The organism is Salipiger sp. ABF4_146 (genome assembly GCF_056161345.1).
This window is the reverse complement of sequence record NZ_JBSWYX010000010.1, coordinates 12,737-37,238: the sequence shown is the minus strand read 5'-3', so window position 1 is coordinate 37,238 and position 24,502 is coordinate 12,737. Positions and strand designations below refer to the sequence as shown.

General features: G+C 66.9%; 21 protein-coding genes. 15 read left to right on the top strand and 6 right to left on the bottom strand.

What is annotated here, in order from left to right; translation table 11 throughout:
- Nucleotides 1–87: 87 nt before the first annotated feature.
- The 4 genes from ACXAJT_RS15215 to ACXAJT_RS15200 all read left to right on the top strand — a co-directional run bounded on the left by ACXAJT_RS15215 (nucleotide 88) and on the right by ACXAJT_RS15200 (nucleotide 4,617).
- Nucleotides 88–243, top strand: coding sequence for an argininosuccinate lyase (locus tag ACXAJT_RS15215; RefSeq protein ID WP_475236551.1), 156 nt, complete (start codon nucleotides 88–90; stop codon nucleotides 241–243).
- Nucleotides 240–551, top strand: a complete 312-nt coding sequence (locus ACXAJT_RS15210) for a DUF2834 domain-containing protein (protein ID WP_475236549.1) — start codon at nucleotides 240–242, stop codon at nucleotides 549–551. The genes ACXAJT_RS15215 and ACXAJT_RS15210 overlap by 4 nt, the downstream gene beginning before the upstream one ends.
- A gap of 109 nt (nucleotides 552–660) precedes the next feature.
- A complete protein-coding gene (gene lysA, locus ACXAJT_RS15205; RefSeq protein ID WP_475236547.1) occupies nucleotides 661–1,926 on the top strand; it encodes a diaminopimelate decarboxylase in 1,266 nt (421 codons plus the stop codon).
- Nucleotides 1,927–1,989: 63 nt separating this feature from the next.
- The gene (locus tag ACXAJT_RS15200; RefSeq protein WP_475236546.1) at nucleotides 1,990–4,617 is read left to right on the top strand and encodes a TIGR02302 family protein; all 2,628 of its coding nucleotides are present in this window, start codon (nucleotides 1,990–1,992) and stop codon (nucleotides 4,615–4,617) included.
- Nucleotides 4,618–4,841: 224 nt separating this feature from the next.
- Here the strand turns inward: ACXAJT_RS15200 and ACXAJT_RS15195 are convergent, their stop codons facing one another.
- Nucleotides 4,842–5,135, bottom strand: a complete 294-nt coding sequence (locus ACXAJT_RS15195) for a YggT family protein (protein ID WP_475236544.1) — start codon at nucleotides 5,133–5,135, stop codon at nucleotides 4,842–4,844.
- A 133-nt stretch (nucleotides 5,136–5,268) separates the two neighbouring features.
- Here ACXAJT_RS15195 and ACXAJT_RS15190 point away from each other — a divergent pair, with 133 nt between their 5' ends.
- The 8 genes from ACXAJT_RS15190 (at nucleotide 5,269) to yaaA (ending at nucleotide 13,737) form a co-directional block, all read left to right on the top strand.
- Nucleotides 5,269–5,847 carry an acyl-CoA thioesterase gene (locus ACXAJT_RS15190; RefSeq protein WP_475236542.1) on the top strand — a complete coding sequence of 193 codons (579 nt, stop codon included), beginning with the start codon at nucleotides 5,269–5,271 and terminating at the stop codon, nucleotides 5,845–5,847.
- A gap of 33 nt (nucleotides 5,848–5,880) precedes the next feature.
- Entirely contained in the window at nucleotides 5,881–7,284 is a 1,404-nt protein-coding gene (locus tag ACXAJT_RS15185; RefSeq protein WP_475236946.1) for an MFS transporter, read from the top strand.
- Nucleotides 7,281–8,207 (top strand): penicillin-insensitive murein endopeptidase, encoded by a 927-nt coding sequence (gene mepA / locus ACXAJT_RS15180; protein WP_475236541.1) that lies wholly within the window; start codon nucleotides 7,281–7,283, stop codon nucleotides 8,205–8,207. The genes ACXAJT_RS15185 and mepA overlap by 4 nt, the downstream gene beginning before the upstream one ends.
- The gene (locus ACXAJT_RS15175) at nucleotides 8,180–9,118 is read left to right on the top strand and encodes an esterase-like activity of phytase family protein (protein ID WP_475236540.1); all 939 of its coding nucleotides are present in this window, start codon (nucleotides 8,180–8,182) and stop codon (nucleotides 9,116–9,118) included. Before mepA ends, ACXAJT_RS15175 begins: the two co-directional genes overlap by 28 nt.
- A 65-nt stretch (nucleotides 9,119–9,183) precedes the next feature.
- Complete coding sequence (locus ACXAJT_RS15170) at nucleotides 9,184–9,825, top strand: queuosine precursor transporter (protein WP_475236539.1); 642 nt, start codon at nucleotides 9,184–9,186, stop codon at nucleotides 9,823–9,825.
- Nucleotides 9,826–10,179: 354 nt separating this feature from the next.
- Nucleotides 10,180–10,599, top strand: a complete 420-nt coding sequence (arfB, locus tag ACXAJT_RS15165) for an alternative ribosome rescue aminoacyl-tRNA hydrolase ArfB (protein ID WP_475236538.1) — start codon at nucleotides 10,180–10,182, stop codon at nucleotides 10,597–10,599.
- A 263-nt stretch (nucleotides 10,600–10,862) separates the two neighbouring features.
- The gene (recQ, locus tag ACXAJT_RS15160) at nucleotides 10,863–12,920 is read left to right on the top strand and encodes a DNA helicase RecQ (RefSeq protein WP_475236537.1); all 2,058 of its coding nucleotides are present in this window, start codon (nucleotides 10,863–10,865) and stop codon (nucleotides 12,918–12,920) included.
- A gap of 40 nt (nucleotides 12,921–12,960) precedes the next feature.
- Nucleotides 12,961–13,737, top strand: coding sequence for a peroxide stress protein YaaA (gene yaaA / locus ACXAJT_RS15155; RefSeq protein WP_475236536.1), 777 nt, complete (start codon nucleotides 12,961–12,963; stop codon nucleotides 13,735–13,737).
- Here yaaA and ACXAJT_RS15150 read toward each other — a convergent pair.
- The gene (locus tag ACXAJT_RS15150; RefSeq protein ID WP_475236944.1) at nucleotides 13,719–16,241 is read right to left on the bottom strand and encodes a hybrid sensor histidine kinase/response regulator; all 2,523 of its coding nucleotides are present in this window, start codon (nucleotides 16,239–16,241) and stop codon (nucleotides 13,719–13,721) included. The two genes, yaaA and ACXAJT_RS15150, sit on opposite strands and share 19 nt — an antisense overlap.
- A 239-nt stretch (nucleotides 16,242–16,480) precedes the next feature.
- Between ACXAJT_RS15150 and ACXAJT_RS15145 the strand changes: the two genes are divergently transcribed.
- Nucleotides 16,481–17,035: a putative glycolipid-binding domain-containing protein gene (locus ACXAJT_RS15145; protein WP_475236535.1), complete on the top strand. Its 555-nt coding sequence runs from the start codon at nucleotides 16,481–16,483 to the stop codon at nucleotides 17,033–17,035.
- 120 nt (nucleotides 17,036–17,155) lie between these two features.
- Here the strand turns inward: ACXAJT_RS15145 and ACXAJT_RS15140 are convergent, their stop codons facing one another.
- On the bottom strand, nucleotides 17,156–18,346 hold the full coding sequence (locus tag ACXAJT_RS15140) for an acetyl-CoA C-acyltransferase family protein (protein WP_475236534.1): 1,191 nt from the start codon (nucleotides 18,344–18,346) through the stop codon (nucleotides 17,156–17,158).
- Between the two features lie 64 nt (nucleotides 18,347–18,410).
- Nucleotides 18,411–19,778, bottom strand: a complete 1,368-nt coding sequence (locus ACXAJT_RS15135; protein WP_475236533.1) for a mechanosensitive ion channel family protein — start codon at nucleotides 19,776–19,778, stop codon at nucleotides 18,411–18,413.
- A 554-nt stretch (nucleotides 19,779–20,332) separates the two neighbouring features.
- Between ACXAJT_RS15135 and leuC the strand changes: the two genes are divergently transcribed.
- Entirely contained in the window at nucleotides 20,333–21,754 is a 1,422-nt protein-coding gene (gene leuC / locus ACXAJT_RS15130; RefSeq protein ID WP_475236531.1) for a 3-isopropylmalate dehydratase large subunit, read from the top strand.
- 138 nt (nucleotides 21,755–21,892) lie between these two features.
- Nucleotides 21,893–22,498 (top strand): 3-isopropylmalate dehydratase small subunit, encoded by a 606-nt coding sequence (gene leuD, locus ACXAJT_RS15125; RefSeq protein ID WP_475236529.1) that lies wholly within the window; start codon nucleotides 21,893–21,895, stop codon nucleotides 22,496–22,498.
- 249 nt (nucleotides 22,499–22,747) lie between these two features.
- Here leuD and ACXAJT_RS15120 read toward each other — a convergent pair whose 3' ends face one another.
- Both ACXAJT_RS15120 and ACXAJT_RS15115 read right to left on the bottom strand, forming a co-directional pair.
- Nucleotides 22,748–23,413: a 3-oxoacid CoA-transferase subunit B gene (locus tag ACXAJT_RS15120; RefSeq protein ID WP_475236943.1), complete on the bottom strand. Its 666-nt coding sequence runs from the start codon at nucleotides 23,411–23,413 to the stop codon at nucleotides 22,748–22,750.
- Nucleotides 23,414–23,430: 17 nt separating this feature from the next.
- Nucleotides 23,431–24,081: a CoA transferase subunit A gene (locus ACXAJT_RS15115; protein ID WP_475236527.1), complete on the bottom strand. Its 651-nt coding sequence runs from the start codon at nucleotides 24,079–24,081 to the stop codon at nucleotides 23,431–23,433.
- Nucleotides 24,082–24,502: the final 421 nt, after the last annotated feature.

The following is a 24,502-nucleotide window of genomic DNA, read 5'->3' as shown; positions in this document are numbered from 1 at the left end:
CGACTTGCCCGGCCCGACGTCCTGAGCGATGGTGCTCGCGCCCGGATAACCGGATCATCCGGGCGCGCAACGACCACGAGGACGACCATGATTATCCGCAGCGCATTGGCCCTCGGCCTCGTCGCCATGCTCGCCGCCTGCGGCGCCGACGGCGAGCCCACCCGCCCCGAGCCTCGAGAAACCACACCCGAACCCGGTGTCAGCCTGCATGGCACCGTGAAGATGGGCGTCGCCTATCCATGAGGCTGCGCCACCTGTGGCTGGCGTTGGCGCTTTGGGGCGCGGTGCATCCGATGGTGTATTTCATCGGCTGGCTTTCAGCGAACGCGTGGTCTCTGCAAGGGCTCTTTGCCGCATGGCAAGCAAATGCTGCGGTGACCGGGCTCAGCTGGGATCTGGTGATTGCCGCGGTCACGCTGACGCTCTGGATTCTCGCCGAGGTCGCGGTGCGCCGCAATTGGCTGGCGCTGCTGGCGATTCCCGCCACCTTCCTTATCGGCGTGAGCTGCGGGCTGCCGCTCTACCTGTGGTTCCGCTCGCGTCCGATCTGAGACGCGGACCGACCGTGATCGACACCCACAGCCCCTGTTCCCTTCGCAAAGGTTATCCTTTATCCCCGCGCTGAAGCCCTAGCGCGGCAGCAGTTATCCGGGGACCGACATGGACCATTTCCTCTATCGCAACGGCATTCTCCACGCCGAGGACGTGCCCCTGCCCGAGATCATCTCGCAGGTCGGCAGCCCGGTCTATGTCTACTCCACCGCCACGCTGCTGCGGCATTTCCTGCTGTTTGACGAGGCGCTGAGCTGGGGCCCGCATCTGGTGTGCTACGCGATGAAGGCCGCTTCCAATCAGGCGATCCTCAAGACGCTGGCCAAGGCGGGCGCGGGCATGGACGTGGTCTCGGGCGGCGAATACGCCCGCGCCAAGGCCGCTGGCGTGCCCGGCGAGCGCATCGTCTTTTCCGGCGTCGGCAAGACCCGCTCCGAGATCCGCACCGCGCTCGAGGGTGGCATCCGCCAGTTCAACATCGAGAGCGAGCCGGAGATGGAGGTGATCTCGGAGGTCGCCAGCGCGCTTGGCGTCACCGCCCCGGTGACCATCCGCGTGAATCCCGATGTCGACGCCAAGACCCACGCAAAGATCGCCACCGGCAAATCAGAAAACAAGTTCGGCATCCCGATCGCCCGCGCCCGCGAGGTTTATGCCCGCGCCGCGGCGCTGCCGGGGCTGAAGGTTGTCGGCATCGACGTGCACATCGGCTCGCAGCTGACCGATCTCGAACCCTTCCGCCTCGCCTATCGCAAGGTTGCCGATCTGACCCACGCGCTGCGCGTCGATGGCCATGACATCCAGCGCCTCGACCTTGGCGGCGGGCTCGGCATCCCCTACACCCGTAGCAACGAGGCACCGCCGCTGCCCACCGACTACGGCAACATGATCCGCGAGGAACTGGGCGATCTGGGCTGCGAAATCGAGATCGAGCCGGGCCGGTTGATCGCCGGCAACGCCGGGATTCTCGTGTCACAGGTGATCTACCTCAAGCACGGCGAAGGCCGCGACTTCCTGATTCTCGATGCCGCGATGAATGACCTGATCCGCCCGGCCATGTACGACGCGCATCATGATATCGTGCCGGTGATCGAACCAATTCCGGCGAGCGAGCAACGCACCTACGACATCGTCGGCCCCGTCTGCGAAAGTGGCGACACCTTTGCCAAGGAGCGCACCATGCCGCCGGTCAATCCCGGCGAGCTTGTCGCCTTCCGCTCGGCGGGCGCTTACGGCGCGGTCATGTCTTCAGAGTATAATACGCGGGCACTTGTCCCCGAGGTTCTGGTGAATGGAGATCAATTCGCTGTCATTCGCCCGAGACCGAGCTTTGAGGATATCATAAACCGCGATACGCTTCCCGAGTGGTTGTAAGCCTCCGTCTCTGACGGGGTCCCTGCGGCCAACGGACCGCAGGAGAGACCCCGGGAGACGACCATGGCCTCAAGGGACCGCGCGCCCGCCGACATCCTCAAGCCGGTAAGATGGCCGCTTCGCCTGACCCTTTGGGGCATGGCGGCGGAACGCTTTGTGCGCGCCTTCTGGCCGCTCTGGTCGGTGATCTTCGTCGCATTGGCCGCGCTGATGCTCGGCCTGCAGGATCTTGTCGCGGTGGAATGGGTCTGGGCGGCAGGCGTTCTGGCCGCGGGTGCCGGTGGCTGGGCGATCTCGCGCGGGGTGCGCCGCATGCGCTGGCCGCGCCGCGAAGAGGCATTGCTGCGGCTCGACGGCACGCTGCGCGGGAACCCGATCCAAGCCACGCTCGACACCCCGGCCATCGGCAGCAATGATCCGGGCTCGCAGGCGCTTTGGAAGGCCCACCAAGCGCGCATGCGCGCCCGCATGGACGAGGCGCGCGCCGTGCAACCCGACCTGCGGGTCGCCCGCTCTGATCCGTTCGCCCTGCGCTATGTGGCGCTGCTGGCGCTGCTGGTGGCGCTGATCTTCGGCTCGGTGCTGCAGATGCGCTCGGTCACCTCCATGGGCCCCTCTGGCGCGGCGCTGGCCTCCGGCCCCACGTGGGAGGGCTGGATGGAGCCGCCCGCCTACACCCGCCTTCCGTCCGTCTATCTGGGCGACATCACCTCCGCCGCGCTCGACGTGCCCGAAGGCGCGCGCATCACCCTGCGCCTCTACGGCGAGGTCGGCGCGCTGGACGTGGCCGAAACGGTCTCGGGGCGCATCCCGGATCCGGCAGCGGATCCCGAGGCCCCGGCGGAAACCGCACAGGAATTCAGCGTCGTGCAATCGGGCCGGCTGGTGATCGACGGCCCCGGCGGCCGCAGCTGGGATCTCAATATGTTTCCCGACACGCGCCCGGCGGTCGCCCAGCAGGGCGAGATCGAATCCTCCTACGAGGGCGATGCGCAGATCCCCTTCACCGCGTCTGACGATTACGGCGTGGTCTCCGGCAGCGCCCGGATCGAGCTGGCGCTGGACGAGGTCGACCGCCGCTACGGCCTCGCCCGCGCTCCGCAGGACCGACCCGAGATCAGCCTGCCGCTGCCCATGCCCATCGCCGGCAGCCGCACCGAGTTCACCGAAACCCTGATCGAGAATTTCTCCGAGCACCCTTGGGCCAACCTACCGGTGCGCATCGCCTTCGAGGTCGCCGACGAGGCGGGGCAGACCGGCGCCGACACCGGCTCGGTGATCACCCTGCCCGGCCGCCGTTTCTTTGACCCGCTGGCCGCCGCGCTGATCGAACAGCGCCGCGCCCTGCTCTGGACGCGCGACAACGCCCGCGACGTGGCGCAGATCCTCCGCGCCGTCAGCTACCAGCCCGACGATATCTTCCGCTCGGCGGTGCCCTACCTGCGGCTGCGCACCATCCAGCGGCGGCTCGACGCTTTCACCGCAGGCGGGATGACTGCCGAACAGCAGGACGAGATCGCCGGCGCGCTGTGGGACCTGGCGCTGCTGCTCGAAGAGGGCGATCTTGCCGATGCGCTGGAACGGCTGCAGCGGGCGCAGGACCGGCTCAACGAGGCGATGAAGAACGGCGCCTCGGACCAGGAAATCGCCGAGCTGATGCAGGAACTGCGCGAAGCCACCGACGATTATATGCGCCAGCTGTCGCGGCAGGCCCAGCAGAACCCCGACCAGAATCAGCAGCAGATGGCTCAGGATCAGAACATGATCGAGATGAGCCAGAACGACCTGCAGCGCATGATGGACCGGATCCAGGAACTGATGGAACAGGGCCGCATGGCCGAGGCGCAGGAGGCGTTGCGCCAGTTGCAGCAGATGATGGAGAACATGCAGGTCACCCAAGGCCAGCCCGGTCAGGGCCAGAGCCCCGGCGAACAGGCGATGGAAGGACTCGGCGAGACCCTCCGCAACCAGCAAGGCCTGTCCGACGAGGCGTTCCGCCAACTGCAGGACCAGTTCAACCCGGGCCAACAGGGGCAACAAGGCCAGCAGGGTCAGCAAGGACAACAGGGCCAGCAGCAGGGTCAGCCCGGCCAAGGCCAGCAGGGCCAGCAACAAGGCCCCGGCCAGCAGCAGAGCCAAGGGCAGGGTCAGGGCCAAGGTCAGGGCAACAGCCAGCAGGGCGACGGCGGCACGCTCGAGGAAAACCTCGCCGACCGCCAGCAGGCGCTGCGCGACGAGTTGAACCGCCAGCGCGGCAACCTGCCCGGCGCGGGCACCGAGGCCGGCGAGGCCGCCCGCGAGGCGCTGCGCCGCGCCGACGAGGCGATGGACGGCGCCGAAGAAGCTTTGCGGCAGGAAGAGTTCGCCGAGGCGCTGGATCAGCAGTCGCAGGCGATGGAGGCGCTGCGCGAGGGCATGCGCAATCTCGGCGAGGCGCTGGCGCAGCAACAGCAGCAGGGTCAGGGCCAACAAGGCATGGCGCAGGGCGGCGAGCCCGGCCAGCAGCGCGACCCGCTGGGCCGCAACTCTGGCAGCAACGGCCAGTTCGGCACCGACGAGACCATGCTACAGGGCGAAGACGTCTACCGCCGCGCCCGCGAACTCCTCGACGAGATTCGCCGCCGCTCGGGCGAGGGCGAACGCCCCGAGGAAGAGCTCGAGTATCTGGAACGGCTGCTCGACCGGTTCTGACGGTCTCTGGCAAAGGGCCGGAAAACCACGCATCCCGCGCGAACTCAGCGCAGCGCCCGGCCGCGATCGCGGGTCCGCCTCCGGCGGGCGTATTTTGAAAGAGAAGAAGCAGCGGTACGCCCCAGCCTTCTTCTCTTGGCAAATACGCCGGGGGGTGAGGCGCAAAGCGCCGAGGGGGGCAGCGCCCCCCTCCCTAGTTTCTTCGCCTGAAAGCTCTGCCGGGCTTAGAAGCCGTAGAAGAATCCGGCGTTGTTGGAGAGGATGATGCGGATCGCGTAGATCCCGATCAGCGCCACCAGCGGCGCCAGATCAAGCCCGCCCATCGGCGGCAGCACCCGGCGGATGGCGGAATAGGCGGGCTCGAGAATCCGGTTCAGACCGTCCCAGATCTGCGCGACCAGCGGCTGGCGCAAATTCAGCACCTGGAAATTGATCAGCCAGCTCATGATCACATGGGCGATGATGATGAACCAGATCACGTCAAGGATCAGCATCAGGATCTGGAACAACGATTGCATACGGGTGCGCCTTTTCGAATTGGAACTTTCCCAAGACCTAGGCAGCCTTGCGGCAAAGCTCAAGAGTGCCGCGAGGTCGTGGTTGACGTTCGCGTCACCCTGTCGCCCATTTGCGCCCCGAAAGGAGCGCCCAATGTACCCGTTCTTCCGCCTCGCCAAAGAGATGTTCCTTGTCCGAAAGTCGCGTCCGCTGCCCACCGGCGATGTCAGCATCACCCGGCACATCTGCTGGCCGTGGGATCTCGACATGTTCGCCGAGCTCAACAACGGACGGGTGCTGACGCTCTACGATCTGGGACGCATGCCGATGGCGCGGCGCAGCGGACTGCTGGCCTTGATGAAGCGCGAAAGCTGGGGGTTTGCCATCGCCGGCGCCACGGTGCGCTACCGCAAGCGGGTCAAGCTGCTGGACCGGATCGAGATGCGCAGCCGGGTGATCGGCTGGGACCACCGTTTCATCTATATCGAACAAAGCATGTGGAAGAGCGATGGCGCCTGCGCCAGCCACGCGGTCTACCGCGCCGCCGTCACCTCCGCGAGCGGCATGATCGCGCCCGAACGGGTGATGCAGCTTCTGGGCAGTGACACGGTTTCGCCGCCGCTGCCGGAGTGGGTCTTGCACTGGATCGAGACCGAGGCGCAGCGCCCGTGGCCGCCCATGCAAGATCCGGTCCCGGCACCGCGCGACGTTGCCGAGGAAAGCGCCGCCTAAGCCCGGCCCGCCCTTGCCTTGCCCTGTGCCGCCCTGTTCTATCGCGGCACAGGTCCATCGCGACGATACGCGCGAACTGCGAAGGGTGAGACGGGCATGACGACACGGAGCGCGCCGCGCAGGCGGATCTGGGGCTGGTTCTTTTTCGACTGGGCCAGCCAGCCCTACAACACGCTGCTGATCACCTTCAATTTCGCGCCCTACGTCAAGGAACTGATGGGCGACGGCAGCGCCGCGCAGGCGGCGTGGGGCTTTGGCATCGGCGCGGCGGGCGTGGTCATCGCGCTGCTGGCCCCGGTGCTGGGTGCCATGGCCGACAGCGGCGGCCACCGGCTGCGCTGGATCTGGCTGTTCTCGGCGCTCTACGTGGTTGGCGCCGGGATGCTGTGGTTCGCCGCGCCCGGCGATTTCAATCTGCCGCTGACGCTGCTGTTCTTCGCGCTGGGGCTGGTGGGGATGGAGTTCGCGACAATCTTCACCAATGCCATGCTGCCCGACCTCGGACCAAAAGAGCAAATCGGCCGGATTTCCGGCAACGGCTGGGCCTTCGGCTACCTCGGCGGGCTGATCGCGCTGGCGCTGATGCTGGCGTTCTTTGCCGAGAGCGCAGAAACCGGCAAGACCTTCCTCGGCTTTGACCCGGCCTTCGGGCTGGATGCGGCGCAGCGCGAGGGCACCCGCGCCGTCGGGCCGCTCACCGCGCTGTGGTACGCGGTTTTCATGGTGCCCTTTTTCCTTTGGGTGAAAGAGCCACGCGCCGAGGCCGCGCCGCACGGCGCGGTGCGCCGAGGCCTCGCGCAGCTGCGCGACACCTTGCGACGGTTGCCGCGGCACCCGTCGCTCTTTGCCTATCTGGGCTCGTCGATGTTCTACCGCGACGCGCTCAACGGCATGTATGCCTTCGGCGGCATCTACGCGGCGGGCGTGCTGGGCTGGTCGGTTGTCGACACCGGGGTGTTTGGCATTCTCGCGATCATCTCCGGCGCGCTCTTTGCGTGGCTTGGCGGCTTTGCCGACACACGCTTTGGCCCGAAACGGGTGATCGCCGCGATGATCGTGCTGCTGACGCTGGTCGCCGTCGCCATCGTGCTGGTCGACCGCTCCAGCGTCTTCGGCCTGCCGGTCGCCGAGGGCTCGGCCCTGCCCGACCTCGCCTTCTATCTCTTCGGCGTGCTGATCGGGGCGGGCGGCGGCGTGCTGCAATCGGCCTCGCGCAGCATGATGGTGCGGCAGGCCGACCCGGCACGGATGACAGAGGCCTTCGGGCTCTACGCGCTTTCGGGCAAAGCCACCTCTTTCCTCGCGCCGCTGCTGATCGGCACTGCCACCGCGCTGAGCGGCTCGCAAAGGATCGGCGTCACGCCGCTCATCTTCCTTTTCGTAATCGGCCTTGGTCTGTTACTCTGGGTCAAACCAGACGGAGATCGAGCAGAATGATCCGCACCCTGATTTGCCTCAGCCTTGCCCTGGCGGTTGCCGCCTGCGGCGAGGACAAACCCGCGCCACGGGCCACCAGCACCGACCAGTTGCCGAAGGTCACCGGCGTGATTTCCTCGAAAAGCGCCAAGCAGATGTTCGGCGCGCAGCAGGTCTCGGCACCGCTGCAACCAGCCTCTTTCGGCTCCTATTCAAAGGGCTGCGTCGCCGGCGCCCAGCAGCTGCCCGAAACCGGCCCGACATGGCAGGCCATGCGGCTGTCGCGCAACCGCAACTGGGGCCATCCCGAGGTGGTCGATTACCTACAGGACCTGTCGCGCAAGGCGGCGCAGCTGCCCGGCTGGAACGGCCTTTATATCGGCGACATCAGCCAGCCGCGCGGCGGCCCGATGACCTCGGGCCACGCCAGCCACCAGATGGGGCTCGACGCCGACATCTGGATGCGCCCGGCAGACAACCTCAGCCTCACCCGGCAACAGCGCGAGAACATTTCGTCGATCTCCATGCGCCGCGCCGCCGGGGCCTATGTCAACAGCAGCTGGACGCCGCAGCACCACGCCTTGCTGAAAGCCGCCGCACAGGATCCGCGCGTCGCCCGTATCTTTGTCTTCCCCGGCGCCAAGGTGCAGATGTGCAACGATGAAACCGGCGACCGCGCATGGCTGCGCAAGATCCGCCCGTGGTACGGCCATCACTACCATTTCCACGTGCGTCTGGCCTGCCCGCGCGGCGACCGATCCTGCGTCAACCAAGCGCCGCCGCCTCCGGGTGACGGCTGTGCCGATGCGCAGGCGTGGGTGAACAACATCCTCAACCCGCCGAAACCCGATCCCGACGCGCCGAAGGTGACGCCCAAGCCAAAGCGCGATCTCGTCATGGGAGACCTCCCGGCCCAATGCGCCTCTGTCCTCGCCGCGCGCTGAGCGCGGCCCGCGCGGCTTTCCTGACAAGCCTGCTGGCGGTCTCGGCCTGCGCCGAGACGCCCGCGGGCAGTCACGCCGCCAGCCACGCCCAGAGCTTCACATGGAGCAATTCGCACGACCGCTTCGGCGGGTTCTCGGGGCTTGAGGTGAGCGAAGACGGCCAGAGCTTCACCGCGATCAGCGACCGCGGCAGTATCGTCATGGGTCGGTTTCAGCGCGAAGACGGGGTGATCACCGGCCTTGAGGCGACACCGGTGGAAAAGCTGCTGGACCACACCGGCAGCCGCATCCACCCCGATATCGACGACGCCGAGGGGCTCGCCATTGGCCGCGACGGGCGCATCTACGTCTCTTTCGAGGGACCGCCGCGCATTCATGCCTCGGACCGCTTCGATCTACCCGCGAGGGTGCTGCCCGAGGGAGATTTCTATCCCGATCTGCAGAATAATTCGGGGCTTGAGGCGCTGGCCATCGACGACGCGGGACGCCTACTGACCCTGCCCGAACGCTCGGGCCAGCTCACACGGCCCTTCCCGGTCTGGCGGTTCGACGGCACAGGCTGGAGCCAGCCGTTCTCGCTGCCCCGGCGCGGCACCTTTTTGGCGGTGGGGGCGGACATCGGACCCGACGGAAAATTCTACCTGCTCGAACGCGAATTCACCGGCTACGCCTTCCGCAGCCGGGTGCGGCGGTTCGACATCTCCGGCGACCACGTGCGCCGCGAAGAGGTGCTGTTCGAAAGCAACGCGTTCCAGTTCGACAACCTCGAAGGCATCGCCGTCTGGCGCCCGGCGCCGGGCCGCCTGCGGCTGACGATGATCTCGGACGACAACTTCAAGTTCTTCCAGAAGACCCAGTTCGTCGAGGTGGACGTGCCGGAATCTCTTGATCCGCAGGCGCTGAACCAGTAAGCCCCCGTCCGTCCGCCCGTCAGGTGGGCCGAGTTCCCCGCCACCTTGTAAAACGGGTCACCATCATGACACGCTCCTACCTTCCCGGCATCCTTGCCATGGCCGCCACCGTGCTGGCCTCGAACATCCTCGTGCAGTTTCTCTTTGGCCAATGGCTGACATGGGGGGCCTTCACCTATCCCATCGCCTTCCTCGTCACCGACCTTATGAACCGCATCTACGGCGCCAAGGCCGCCCGCAAAGTGGTGCTGGCCGGCTTCGTCACCGGGGTGATCTGCTCGCTGATCGGCACGCAGGTGATGCTGCAGGGCGACGGCTACAGCTATCCCGCCGTGACGCTGCGCGTGGCCATCGCCTCGGGCGCCGCCTTCCTCGCCGCGCAACTGTCGGACGTGGCGATCTTCGACCGGCTGCGCGCGGGCGCATGGTGGCGCGCGCCGCTCGCCTCGACGCTGGTGGGCAGCTCGCTCGACACGGCGATCTTCTTCTCGGTGGCCTTCTCCGGCGCCTTCACCTTCCTCGAGCCGGGCAACGACGTGGCTTGGGCGAACGAGGCGCTGCCGCTGCTCGGCGCCGGCCCGGTCGTGCCGCTGTGGGTCTCGCTGGGTGTGGCCGACTGGATGGTGAAACTGTCGCTGGCCCTGCTCGCCCTCGTGCCGTTCCGGGTGATCGTTTCGAAGGCACTTTCTGGGCGTTCCCTCGCCTGAGCTGCTAAAAATGCTTTGCGGAGTCGGCTTTCCATGGCACGCTGAACTTGCGTTTTTCAAACAGCTGAAAGGAGGTGATCCAGTGTCTAGAGAAACATTGGAGAAAGGTGTCGGAACAGTTCGGAGGGCAGTACGCTAGGGCAACCCCTGGCGTGAAGGAACCCGAATTGGCGCGACCTAACCGGCCCCGCCTCCTTGACGTCTCGAATGGGTCACCCCACAGGCAGGGTGGCCCATTTCCCTTTCAGAAACGGCCCGTGCCCCCGGCGCGGGCCGTCTGCTTTTGACCCGCTTTTGGCCTTGGCCCCCGGCTGTCAGCTTGCAAGCCGCGCCGCGCACGCTAATGTCCCGGCCATGCTGCGCATCACCGACACTATCGCGATCGAAGACTGGGAGATCACCGAACAGTTCATCCGGTCCTCCGGGCCCGGCGGACAGAACGTCAACAAGGTGTCCAGCGCCGTCGAACTGCGTTTCGAGGCCGACCGCTCACCCAATCTGCCCGGTCCGGTGAAGGCCCGGCTGCGCCGCCTCGCCGGGCGCCGCTGGACCAAGGAAGGCGCGCTGGTGCTGCAGGTCGAAGACACCCGCAGCCAGGCCCGCAACCGCGAGATCGCCCGCGAGCGCCTCGCCGAACTGATCCGCAAGGCGCTGGAAAAGCCGCGCCGCCGCATCCCCACCAAGCCCACCCTCGGCTCCAAGAACCGCCGCATCAAGGCCAAGAAGGAACGCGGCGAGGTCAAGGCGATGCGCGGCAAGGTCGATCCGGACTGATGCCCCGCCTGCCCGCGGCGCTGCCCCGCCGCACGAGACGCGGCCGAGCGATAAAAGAGGGGGCGCTGCCCCCGGCGCTACGCGCCTCCCCCGGGATATTTTTGTCTAGCCGAAGCTGCCGGCTTCTTCTCTTTCCAAATACGCAAATCCGGCCTCCACCAAGGCGAACACCGCGTCGGAACCGGGCGCGGGGCCTTGTTCACCGAATCTTAGTGTGAGAGTCTGCTTGCTAGAGCAGTCACCACATAATCAGGCCCCAACCCATGCCACGCGACACCGCGCCCGCCGAGGCGCTGCTGAAGGACATTTTCGGCTACGACGCCTTTCGTCCCGGTCAGGGAGAGATCGTCGCGGCGGTGGCCGAGGGGCAGAACGTGCTGGCGATCATGCCCACGGGCGGCGGCAAATCGCTGTGCTACCAGCTGCCCGCGCTGCTGCGGGGTGGGCTGACGGTGGTGATCTCGCCGCTCATCGCGCTGATGCGCGACCAGGTGCGCGGGCTGCGCGAGGCCGGGGTGAACGCCGGCGCGCTGACCTCCGGCAACACGCAAGAAGAGACCGACGCGGTCTGGCAAGGGCTGGAAGACGGCTCGCTGCGGCTGCTCTATCTGGCGCCGGAGCGGCTGGCTTCGGGCGGCGCGCAGCGCATGCTGGCGCAGGCCGGAGTCGGGCTCATCGCGGTGGACGAGGCGCATTGTGTCAGCCAGTGGGGTCATGATTTCCGCCCCGACTACCTGCGCATCGGCGAACTGCGCCGGGCGCTGGACGTGCCCATCGCCGCCTTCACCGCCACCGCCGATCAGGAAACACAGGCCGAGATCGTCACCCGGCTGTTCGACGGCCAGCAGCCCGAAACCTTCCTGCGCGGGTTCGACCGGCCCAACATCCACCTCGCCTTCGCGCCCAAGGACAGCCCGCGCCAGCAGATCCTGCGCTTTGCCGCCGCGCGCCGCGGCCGCTCGGGCATCGTCTATTGCGGCACTCGCGCCAAGACCGAGGGGCTGGCCCGCGCGCTGGCCGACGAGGGGCACCCCACCTGCTTTTACCACGGCGGCATGGAAGCCGAGGCGCGCCGCGCCGTCGAGGAACGCTTTGCCACCGAGGATGGACTGATCGTCTGCGCCACGGTCGCCTTCGGCATGGGCGTCGACAAGCCCGACATCCGCTGGGTCGCCCACGCCGATCTGCCAAAGAGCATCGAGGCTTATTATCAGGAAATCGGCCGCGCCGGGCGCGATGGCGCGCCTGCCGAGACGCTCACCCTCTACGGTGCCGACGACATCCGCCTGCGCCGCGCGCAGATTGACGAGGGCATGGCCCCGCCCGAGCGCCGCGCCGCCGACCATGGCAGGCTCAACGCCCTGCTGGGTCTGGCTGAGGCGCTGGGATGCCGCCGCCAGACCCTGCTGCGCTACTTCGGCGAGGCGGCGGAGCCTTGCGGCAACTGCGATCTCTGCGACAGCCCTCCCGAGGTGTTCGACGGCACCGAGGCGGTGCGCAAGGCGCTCTCGGCGGCGCTGCGCACCGGTGAGAATTTCGGTGCCGGGCATCTCATCGACATCCTTCTGGGCAATGAAACCGACAAGGTGCGCCAGCGCGGCCACGATGGCTTGCCCACCTTCGGTGTCGGGCGGGATCTCAAGAAGGGCCAGTGGCAGGCCGTCTTCCGCCAGATGATGGGCCGCGATCTGGTGCGCCCCGATCCCGAGCGGCATGGCGCGCTGGTGATGACCGAGGCCGCGCGCCCGATCCTGCGCGGCGAGGAAAGCATCGAGCTGCGCCGCGACGTGATCGACAAGGCCGCGCAGCGCCGGCCGCAGGTCAAGACGCTGGTCTCCGAGGAAGACGCGCCGCTGATGTCGGCGCTGAAGGCCAAGCGCCGGGCGCTGGCCGAAGCGGCCTCGCTGCCTGCCTACATGATTTTCCCCGACCGCACGCTGATCGAGATGGCCGAACGCCGCCCCGAGAGCCTCGACCAGATGGGGGCGATCAGCGGCGTCGGTGCCAAGAAGCTGGAACGCTACGGCGCCGAGTTCCTGTCGGTGATCACCGGCGGCGCCCCCGAAGAGACCCACCCGCAGCGCATGCGCGCCGCGGCGCGCGGCGCCAGCGATCTCTACGACCGGCTGATGAGCGCGCAAGCGGGGCTGGTGCGCGGCGAGGATGGCACGGAAAAGCCGCTCTCCTGCTCCGCCTCGCTGCTTGCCAAGATCGCCGGTCTGCGCGATCCCGCGCCGGAGGATTTGGAAAGGATCCTCGGAGAGCGCCGTTTCGAACGTTTTGGCCCGGCCTTTATGGACCTTCTCGCGGAAGCCGATTAGAACGATTCCAAGTTCTGGATCTGTTCGAGGAGTGCCGCGCATGCTCGTGGTGATTTCGCCCGCAAAGAAGCTGGATTGGGCCCCCCGTGACACCGAGATGACCACGCCGGATTTCGGCGCGGACGCGATGCGGCTGGTAGAAACCGCGCGCGGCCTGAGCGTTGCCGAACTGAAAAAGCTGATGGGGCTGTCGGACAAGCTTGCCGAACTCAACCGCGACCGCTTCCGCGACTATGCCGAAACCCCCGAGGCCGAGGCCACACGCCCTGCCGCGCTGGCCTTTGCCGGCGACACCTACCAAGGGCTCGACGCCGCCTCGCTCGACCCCGACGAGATGGACTATGCGCAGGATCACCTGCGCATCCTGTCGGGCCTCTACGGGGTGCTGCGCCCGCGCGACGCCATGCAGCCGTACCGGCTGGAAATGGGCTCGCGGCTGAAGACCGACCGCGGCAAGTCGCTCTATGACTACTGGGGTGATCAACTGTCCAAGGCGCTGAACGCGCAGGCCGAGGCCACCGGCTCCGACGTGCTGGTGAACTGCGCCAGTCAGGAGTATTTCGGCGCGGTCGACCTGCAGGCGCTGAAGCTGCGGGTGATTACGCCGCAATTTCTCGAGGATAAGGACGGCGCGCCCAAGGTCATCAGCTTCTACGCCAAGCGCGCCCGCGGCGCGATGGCGCGCTTCATCGTCACCCGCCGCGTCACCGATCCCGAAGGGCTGCGGGACTTCGATCTTGGCGGCTACGCCTATGACGCCGAGCGCTCCACCGACGATGCGCCGGTGTTCATCCGACCTCACGCTTCGGCAGGCTGAGCCTCTCCGGCACCCGACCATTTCTCGATCAGCCGCGCCAGATCAGGCTTGCGCAGCGGCTTGGTCAGATAGTCGTCGAGCCCGGCGGCCAGAAGCGCCTCGCGGTCGCCGGCCATTGCGTGCGCCGTGACCGCGATGATCGGCACCCTCGGCCCGCCGCCTTCGAGCGCGCGGATGCGCCGGGTCGCTTCCTTGCCGTCCATGCCGGGCATCGAGATATCCATGAAGATGAGATCGGGGCGCCGCGCCTCGAACTCGCCCACCGCCTCGGCGCCATCACAGGCAAAGCGCAGCTGCAGCGGCAGGTCCAGCGCCTCGACCATCTTGCGGAACACCAACTGGTTGGTGCGGTTGTCCTCGGCCAGAAGCAGGTCGAGCGGGGCGGGCCCGGCCTGCCGGGGCGCGCGTGACTTGGGCGGCGCGACGGACCGGCGCGCGCCATCCCCGTCCCATGCGCCGAGTGCCGCGCCGAGACTGCGCCGTGACACGGGGGTCTGAAGCACCGCCAGCGCGCCCGAGCCCGGCGGCACCGTCGCAGGCTGCGGCGACAGCAACAGCACCGGCGGCCCGCCATCCGCCAGCGCCTGCGCCAGATCAACGCCGCCAAGCCCGGGCAAGCTCTGCTCGGCGATCACCAGATCCACATCGTGCTGCGCATGGTCCAGCGCCGCATCGCCCGTGCCGCACCATGCGGTCTCCAGCCCCAGCGCCGTCAGCTGCCGCAGCAGGATCGCCCGGCTCTCAGCCCCTGCCACGACCACCAGCGCGCGGCGCAAACCCTCCGGCAACGCGGGGAGCGGCGGCTGCACCGGAGCCCCCGGGGCCGCCAGCGGCAGGTCGAGCCGCAGGCCGAAGCAGGCCCCCTCGCCTGGCGCGCTGTCCACCCAGAGCTCGCCACCCATCATCTCGACCAGCCTGCGGGTGATCGCCAGCCCCAGCCCGGTCCCTTCAAAGGTACGGTTGCGGGCGTCTTCCACCTGATTGAACTCGCCGAAGATATGATCGAGCTTGTCCCGCGCGATGCCAATCCCGGTGTCCTCCACGGTCAGGCTCAGCGCCGCCCGCCCGTTCTCCACCCGCCCGCCGACGCGGATCACCACATGGCCCTCGGCGGTGAACTTTACCGCGTTGCCCACGAGATTGGTGAGGATCTGCCGGATTCTCCCGGGATCTCCTATGAACTCCGGTGGCAGGGCCGGATCATACTCCACCAGCAGCGCCACGCCCTTGTCCTGCGCCGTGGGCTGCAGCAGCAGCGCCACCTCGTGGATCGCCCGTTCCAGATCGAAGGCTTCGGGGCAAAGCGCCATGCGGTCCGCCTCGATTTTCGAGTAGTCGAGGATGTCGTTGATGATCAACAGCAGCGCCTCGCCCGAGCTGCGGATGGTCTCGGCGTAGAGCCGCTGCTCCTCGCTCAGCGCGCTTTCCGTCAACAGCGCCGCCATGCCCACGACGCCGTTCATCGGCGTGCGAATCTCATGGCTCATATTGGCAAGGAAGGTGGATTTGGCGTGGCTCGCGGTTTCGGCCCGCTGCCGCGCCTCTTCAAGCTCTTGCTGGATGCGTTTGGCCTCGGTGATGTCGATGCGCAACCCGACTCGACCCCCATCCGACAGCGGGCGCTCATAGACCCGCAGCCAGCGTCCGTCGCCCAGTTGCTGCTCAAGCTCACGCCCGTCGCTGCGATGCGCACTCAGACGCTCTTCGAGCCAGTCCTCCTCGCGACCAAGGGCCGCACGGTACTGGCCGTGCGCCAGCCCATGGCGCAGGATATCCTCGAAGCTGGCGCCGGGGCGGATCGCCTCGGCGCTGGTGTGATAGATCGCGCGGTAGGTTTCGTTGCACATCAGCAGCCGGTCTTCGGCATCATAGATGACAAAGCCGTCGGGCAGTTCCTCCAGCGCCGACCACATGCGCATCAGCTCGGTGATGTCGAAACTCAGCGTCACCACGCCGCCGTCGGGCAGATGCCGGTCCTGCAACTGCAGGAACTGGCCGGTGTAGATACGGATGGTCTCGGTGGGGATCGGGTCGGCCTGCCAGCGGGCGGCCATGCGGGCGCGCCAGTCGTCGCCATGCTCGCCCTGCAGATCGACGATTCCCTCCTCGACCATCATGTCCAGCACATGCGCATAGCCCGCCCCCGGCGCGATCGTGTCGAGCCCGTCGAACAGCGCCAGCCACGCCGGGTTCGCCAGTTCCATCCGCCGCTCGGCGTTGAAGGTGGCGAAGCCGTCGCGCATGCAGGCGAGGGCAGTCCAAAGCTGCCCCTCGACCAACTCGATCTTTTCGTGCGCGGCGCCAAGCTGGGTCTTCACCCGCAGATTCTCGTCGCGCACATTGGCCACCTCGGCGCGGGTCTCGGTGATCTCGTGGCTCAACTGCCGGGCGTGCAGGTTCAGCTTGCGGTTGGCGGCGAACAGTTCCGCCTGCTTGAGTTCAAGCAGACGCTCCGCCGCCAGTCTTGCGCGCCGTTCCTCGGCCAGCCGTGCCGCGATCTCCATGCCCAACGTCCCCTGCGACAGCGGCAGCATGCCCGCGCCAGAGTGAACATCGGCTTAAGAAAACCGATGCAAAACGCTCGCTTGCCTTTACGAAGGGGCGGGGGCACGATGGTAAGGCCGGACCGCCCGCATGGCGGTACAGCGAAATTCGACGGGGAGGACACGCGCATGCAGCAGGGGATCCCGACACAGGCTGGCGGTGCGCGCCATGCCCGCCGCCGCGTCCACGGGGCGCGCCGATGACCGAAACGCTCGCAACAATGCACTGGCGCGCGCTCGACCGCGACGGCGAAGACAAATGCCGTTTGGCGCGCCACGAAGACGGCTACATGCTGGTCGGCCACGCGCGGTTTCGCGACGGCACCGGCTGGACCGCGCTCGACTACGTTGTGCGCTGCGGACCGGACTGGCTCACCCGCAGCGCCGATGTCTCCGGCACATCGGGCGGCGAAGAGGTCGGCTGCCGGCTCTTAAGAGAGAACGGCACATGGCTGCTCAACGGCACGCCGCAGCCCGATCTGGCAAAGTGCACAGACGTCGATTTCGCCTTCACCCCGGCCACCAACCTGATGCCGCTGCGCCGTCTGCCCGAGGTCGGCCGGCTGCCGGTCTGTGCCGCGTGGTTGCGCCTGCCCGGCCCGCGGCTCGATCCGCTCGACCAGAGTTACACGCGCGAGCGCGGCGGGCTGGTCTCCTACGAGGCAGCACAGACCGGCTACAGCACGCAGATCACCGTCGACGCGCAGGGCTTCCCGGTGCTCTACCCCGGCCTCTGGACCCGCGCCGAGGTCTAGACCCGCGCCACCCCGGTCACAGCCTCGCCGCCGCAAGCCCGGCGCCCGCCCCTTCTTCTCTTTGAAAATACGCCGGGGAGCGCGAGGGGCAGCGCCCCTCGCCTTTCATTCCCTCGCCGCTCAGACCCGCTCGATGGCCAACGCGATGCCTTGCCCGCCGCCGATGCACATGGTGATCAGCGCTTTGCGGCCGCCGGTGCGCTCCAGTTCGTAAAGCGCTTTCACCACGAGGATCGCGCCGGTGGCACCGATGGGATGGCCAAGCGCGACGGCCCCGCCATTGGGGTTCACCTTCGCCGGGTCCAGCCCAAGCCCCTTGTTCACCGCCAGCGCCTGCGCGGCAAAGGCCTCGTTGCTTTCGATCACGTCGAAATCGCCCAGCGACAGGCCGGTGCGCACCAGCAGGTTCTCCACCGCCGGGACCGGGCCGATGCCCATGACCTCGGGCCGCACCCCGGCGTGGGCATAGCCCAGCACGCGCGCCTTCGGTGTCAGCCCCGAGGCCGCCGCGGCCTCGCCGCGCGCCAGCACCAGCGCCGCCGCCCCGTCGTTAAGCCCCGAGGCGTTGCCCGCCGTCACCGATCCTTCGCGGTCGAAGGCCGGACGCAGCCCCGCCAGCTTTTCGAGCGTCGTTGCCTTGGGATGCTCGTCGGTGTCGAAGACCACCGTCTCGCGGCGGGTGGCGATCTCCACCGGCGCGATCTGCTCGCGGAACAGCCCGGCCCCGATCGCCTTGGCGGCGCGTTGCTGACTCTCCAGCGCAAAGGCGTCCTGCGCCTCGCGCGAGATGTGGTTTTCCTTGGCGACGTTTTCGGCGGTGACGCCCATATGGCCGGTGCCGAACGGGCAATTCAGCGCACCCAGCATCATATCGACGGTGCGGATATCGCCCATCTTCTGGCCCCAGCGCTGATCGGGAATGATGTAGGGCGCGCGGCTCATGCTCTCGGCACCGCCGACCAGCGCGAAGTTCGCGTCGCCCAGCATCAGCGCCTGCACACCCGAAACCACCGCCTGCGCGCCCGACCCGCACAGCCGGTTGACGTTCATCGCCGGGGTGGTGTCGGGAATGCCCGCCTGCATGGCCGCGACGCGCGACAGATACATGTCGCGCGGCTCGGTGTTCAGCACATGGCCAAAGACCACTTGGCCGATCTGCCCGCCCTCGACCCCGGCGCGCGCCAGCGCCGCCTTGGCAGCCACGGTGCCAAGCTCGATCGGCGGCACGGATTTCAGCGCGCCGCCAAAGGTGCCGATGGCGGTGCGCGCACCGCTCAGGATGACGATTTCTTCAGAAGGATCGAAGGACATGACGGCTCTCCCTTTCCGCTGCGTCTGGGTGTCGCGCGGACCATGCCGCAGTGCGGCAGGCGTGTCAGCCGGGACGTTCCGTCATCGCCCCGTCCGCCGCGTCCGGCGTCTCGCCCAGCATCCGCACCTCGCGCTGCGGGAAGGGGATCGAAATGCCGTGCTCCTTGAACGCATCCCACAGCGCCAGAAACACGTTGCCGCGGATATTGGTCAGCCCCTGCGACGGGTCGATGATCCAGAACCGCAGGATGTAATCGACCGAACTGTCGCCAAAGCCGGTGATATGGCAGACGGGCGGCTTGTGGCTCAACACGCGGCTGACGCTCTGCGCCGCCTCGATCGCCACCTTGCGCACCAGATGCGGGTCGTCGCCATAGGCGGTGCCAAAGTGGATATCCACCCGCACAAGCTCGTTCGAATGCGACCAGTTGACCACCTGCCCGGTGATCATGTCCTCGTTGGGGATGAGGTATTCCTTGCCGTCGCGCGTGGTGATCGACACGTAGCGCGCGCCCAGCGCGTTGATCCAGCCGAAGGTCTCGCCGATGGAGATCACGTCGCCCGGCTTGATCGACTTGTCGAGCAGGATGATGACCCCCGACACGAGGTTCGACACCACCTTCTGCAAACCAAAACCAAGGCCCACGCCGATCGCCCCCGAGAGCACCGCAAGACCCGTCAGGTCCACCCCCGCCAGTTTCAGCGCTAGGAAAAAGGCCGCGCCATAAAGCGCAACCTGCAAGAATTTCACCGCCAGCACCTGCATCGAAGGGCTGATCCCCTCGTTGCGCCGGATGCTCGCCGCCCCCGCCGTGGTCAAAAAGCGCGCCAGCGCCACCAGCGCGATCAGGATCACCACCGCCTGCAGGATCAGCCACAGCGACAGCTTCGAGTCGCCAAAGCTGATCGCGGCGCTCTCCAGCAGCGCCTGAGCCTCGTCGGTCAGCCCGAGAATCCAGATCGTCACGAAGCCCCACGCGCCGTAGCGCACCAGCGAGCGCAGCGCCGGATTGCCGATCAGTCGGGTGATCAGCGCAATCACCAGCCATGCGCTCGACAGCTGGGCAATGATTTCAAGTAGGTAGCTTCGGGACGGCCATGTGATCTGCTGCATGATACCGATCACGTGCCAGATCAGGATAACGAAAATGATCATCCGCAGCCGCCGGTGCAGCACGATGAGGATGCGCATCTGCCATTTCGGCCAGCCCTCGCGGGCGCGCATCCAATCGTGCAGCTTGGGACCGATCCATGCGCGCAGCAGATGCGCCAAGGCAAAAAGCCCGATCGCAATCCCAAGCTGATAGAACATCCACGGACGCAGCATGATCGCCAGAAGCGTGTCGATCTGCCCCAGAAGGGTCAGTCCGGTTTCCTGCAACGCCTCGAACGGCGTCGGGTCAGGTTCTGGCAGATCGGTTTCCGGGTTCATGCGCGCTCAGGGCTCCTCAAGCACGCAGCGTGGCATCGCGGCAGGTTTCACTCAAGGTCTTGGCGATCAAACTCTTGCCAATCAAACTCTTGCGCCTTCGTCATTTGCCTTTCGCTTGGCGCTCCGCGCCGGGCGAGGTGGCATCAAGGCTTGGGCAGGTTCAGGCTGATGCCTTGGGTCTCGGCGGTCGGCAGGCTCAGCACCAGCCCCCAGAGCAGCGTGGCGATCAGGATCAAGTGCATGGCGTTCATCAAGGTCATCTTGGGTCCTCCACGGCGGTAACAAAACTACGCCCGAGCCCGCCGAAAGTTCCGATCCTTTCCATGCGGGCGTCCGCGATGGGTTGATCGGCGCGCACCAAAGGAGTATCCCCGCCGCATGACTCGGCTTCTTGACCTCGGCGACCGCGTGCGTCTGCGCGAACGGTTCCACGGCGCGAACTTCACGGTTCTGGCGCGCCTATAAGGCTGTCTTGCAGCCCGCCCCGGCGCAGGGGCTTTCGACCTGCGCCAAGCCCAGCCAAATTCCAAGACACATACCCCGAGAGGACCCCCATGTCCGGCAAGACGCTCTACGACAAGATCTGGGATGCCCATGTCGTCCAGCAGGACGAAGACGGCACCTGCCTTCTCTACATCGACCGCCACCTCGTGCACGAGGTGACCTCGCCGCAGGCCTTCGAAGGCCTGCGCATGACCGGCCGCACCGTGCGCGCGCCGCAGCGCACCATCGCCGTGCCCGACCACAACGTGCCGACCACGCTCGACCGCGAAGGCGGCATCGAGAACGAGGAGAGCCGCATTCAGGTCGACGCCCTCGACAAGAACGCCCGCGAGTTCGGCGTGAACTACTACCCGGTCAGCGACGTGCGCCAAGGCATCGTGCACATTGTCGGCCCCGAACAGGGCTGGACCCTGCCGGGCATGACCGTGGTCTGCGGTGACAGCCACACCGCCACGCACGGCGCCTTCGGCGCGCTGGCGCATGGCATCGGCACGTCGGAGGTCGAGCACGTGCTGGCCACGCAGACGCTGATCCAGTCCAAGTCGAAGAACATGAAGGTCGAGATCACCGGCAAGCTCGCGCCGGGCGTCACCGCCAAGGACATCACGCTTTCTGTCATCGGCCACACCGGCACCGGCGGCGGCACTGGCTACGTCATCGAGTATTGCGGCGAAGCGATCCGCGATCTGTCGATGGAAGGCCGGATGACGGTCTGCAACATGGCCATCGAGGGCGGCGCCCGCGCCGGTCTGATCGCGCCGGACGAGACCACCTTCGAATACGTCAAGGGCCGCCCGCACGCGCCGAAGGGCGCGCAGTTCGAGGCCGCGCTCGACTGGTGGAAGACGCTCTACTCGGACGACGACGCGCATTGGGACAAGGTGGTCACCATCCGCGGCGAAGACATCGCCCCCGTGGTCACCTGGGGCACCTCGCCCGAGGACGTGCTGCCGGTCACCGACGTCGTGCCCGCCCCCGAGAGCTTTGCCGGCGGCAAGGTCGAAGCGGCCAAGCGCGCGCTGCAGTACATGGGTCTCGAGGCCGGGCAGAAGCTGACCGACATCAAGATCGACACGGTGTTCATCGGCTCCTGCACCAACGGCCGGATCGAGGACCTGCGCGCCGCGGCCGAGATCCTCAAGGGCAAGAAGATCAAGGACGGCATGCGCGCCATGGTCGTGCCCGGCTCGGGTCTCGTCCGCGCTCAGGCCGAGGAAGAGGGCCTTGCGCAGATCTTCATCGACGCGGGCTTCGAGTGGCGGCTTGCCGGCTGCTCCATGTGCCTTGCCATGAACCCCGACCAGCTCGCCCCGGGCGAGCGCTGCGCGGCCACTTCGAACCGCAACTTCGAAGGCCGTCAGGGCAAGGGCGGACGCACCCACCTGATGTCGCCGGCGATGGCGGCGGCGGCGGCGGTCACCGGCCATCTCACCGACGTGCGCGACCTGATGGACGCGCCGGCCGAGGCTTAAGCGATCCCGGGGTCCCGTCAGGGGCCCCTTCCCCTATTCCGGCGGATCCGGCCGGGCCTCCAAGCCTATGCATGCGATGTGCATGAGTTGTGCATGGAATGTGCCCCCGGGTTTCGCCTCATCCCCAAGGAGGGACAGATGGAAAAATTCGAGAAGCTGACCGGGATCGCGGCGCCCATGCCGCTGGTGAACATCGACACCGACATGATCATCCCCAAGCAGTTCCTGAAGACGATCAAACGCTCCGGCCTCGGCGTGCACGCCTTCGACGAGATGCGCTATCTCGACGACGGTTCCGAGAACCCCGAGTTCGTGCTCAACCAGCCCGCCTACCGCGAGGCACAGGTCATCGTCGCCGGGGACAACTTCGGCTGCGGTTCCTCGCGTGAGCACGCGCCGTGGGCGCTGGCCGACTTCGGCATCAAGGTGGTGATCTCCACCTCCTTCGCCGATATCTTCTACAACAACTGCTTCAAGAACGGCATGCTGCCCATCGTCATGCCGCAAGAGGCCGTGGACGTGCTGATGAAGGACGCCGAGAAGGGCGCCAACGCCCGCATGACGGTGGATCTGGAAAACCAAGTGGTCACCACCTCGGACGGCGAGGAATTTGGCTTTGAAATCGACCCCTTCCGGAAGCACTGCCTGCTCGAAGGCCTCGATGACATCGGCCTGACCATGGAAAAGGCCGGCGCGATCGACAGCTTCGAAAGCGCCGCCGCGCAGTCCCGCCCCTGGGTCTGACGGGGTCTGAGCCGCTTTCAAGTGAGGCCTCGAAGGGCTGTCCCCGCGGGGACAGCCCTTTTTGCTTAGCCCGGACTGTCCAAAGGTCCGCCCTCAATTCTGAAGCGTCGTGCCGGCCCCGCCTCGGGCCTGCCTCCGGCGGGGATATTTTCATCTAGACGAAGGGGAGTGGCGTCCGGCTTCGACTAGACACCAATATCCCGGGGGAGTCGCGCGCCGCGCGACGGGGGCAGAGCCCCCAAGACGTCCTCAACACGAGCGCGAGAGGTCCATCTGCGGCACGTCCCCTCGCACGATCAAATCCGCCGCGGTGGCCGCGCGCACCTCGGCGACGGTCACCCCGGGGCCGGTTTCCAGCAGGTGCAGCCCGTCGTCCTCGGGGCGGATCACCGCCATTTCGGTGACGATCAGATCGACGCGCCGCTCGGCCGTCAGCGGCAGCGAACATTCGGGCACGATTTTCGGCACCCCGCCCTTGGCGCTGTGGATCATCGCCACGATCACCCGTTTCGCCCCGGTGACCAGATCCATCGCGCCGCCCATGCCCGGCACGTAAACGCCGGGGATCATCCAGTTGGCCAGATAGCCGCGCTGATCCACCTGCAACCCGCCCAGCACCGTCAGGTCGAGATGCCCTCCGCGGATCAGCCCGAAGGAAAACGCGCTGTCGATGGTCGACGCGCCGGGCACCGCCGAGACGAAGCTGCCGCCGGCGTCGGTGAGATGCCGGTCGGTCATGCCTTCGGGGGGGCGGTGCCCCATGCCGACCACCCCGTTTTCGGCCTGAAAGAACACGCCCAGCCCCTCATCGAGGTGATCCGACACCAGCGTCGGGATGCCGATGCCGAGGTTGACGAGCGTGCGCGGCTGGATTTCCGAGGCGACGCGGCGGGCGATGATCTCTTTTGGGTCCATGCCGGTGATCTCCATGCTCAGTGCCTCCCGATCACATGATCAACCAGCGCGCCCGGGGTCTTCACCGCATCGGGCGGGATAACCCCCACCGGCACGATTTCCTCGGGCTCGGCGATTACCACATCGCCGGCCAGCGCCATGATCGGATTGAAGTTGGTCGCGGTGAGCATGTAACTCAGGTTGCCGACGTAATCGCAACTGCGCGCCGCGATCAGCGCAAAATCCGCGCGCAATGGTGGCTCCAGCAGGTAAGGTCTGCCCTCGACCTCAACGACCTGCTTGCCCTCGGCCACCTTGGTGCCCAGCCCGGTGGGGGTGAGCACCCCGCCAAGGCCGACGCCCGCCGCGCGGATGCGTTCAACCAGCGTGCCCTGCGGCACAAGCTCCACCTCCAGCGCGCCCGATTTCATCTGCGCCTGCACATCGGGGTTGAGGCCGATGTGGCTGCCAATGAACTTGCGCAGGCAGCGCGCCGCCACCAGCGGTCCGACGCCCAGATGCGGCCGGGCGGCATCATTGACGATCACCGTCAGATCCTTCTTGCCCGCGGCGGCCAGCGCGCGCACCAACCCGTCCGGGGTGCCAACCCCCATGAACCCCGAGAGCATGACGCGCGCCCCGTCGGGGATCATCGCCACGGCCTCGTCCATTGTCACTGCCTGATGCATGCCGCCCTCCTGGCGCGTTGCCGCATTTGACTCTGCGCATTTCTGCGCGAAGTCAGACCCTGAAATCCTGCTGTCGACGTTGCGTCAGGTCAAATTCGTTGGCTATTTCATGAAAATTCGGTAAAAGCGCGAAGGCGCGACCCACAATCCAAAGGTGATCCTCAGGTTTCTGTAGCTTTCTAGAGTTGTACGTCCAGCGATTTCATCGAGATCGGGAACGATCACAGAACCGGGCAAATATGTGGTTCTAGGTCCACAGACTCCCGGGAAACGAGGGAATTGATGCAATTCCGCACCTTTTCCTCCATGAAACCGCCAGATTTCCGCCGTCCCCTCAGGGCGAGCTTGCCGCGCGTTCAGGAAGAAGGCAAAATTTGGGCAATATTGAGGCAATCCGCCGGCGCGGCGGGGTCAGAGGGCG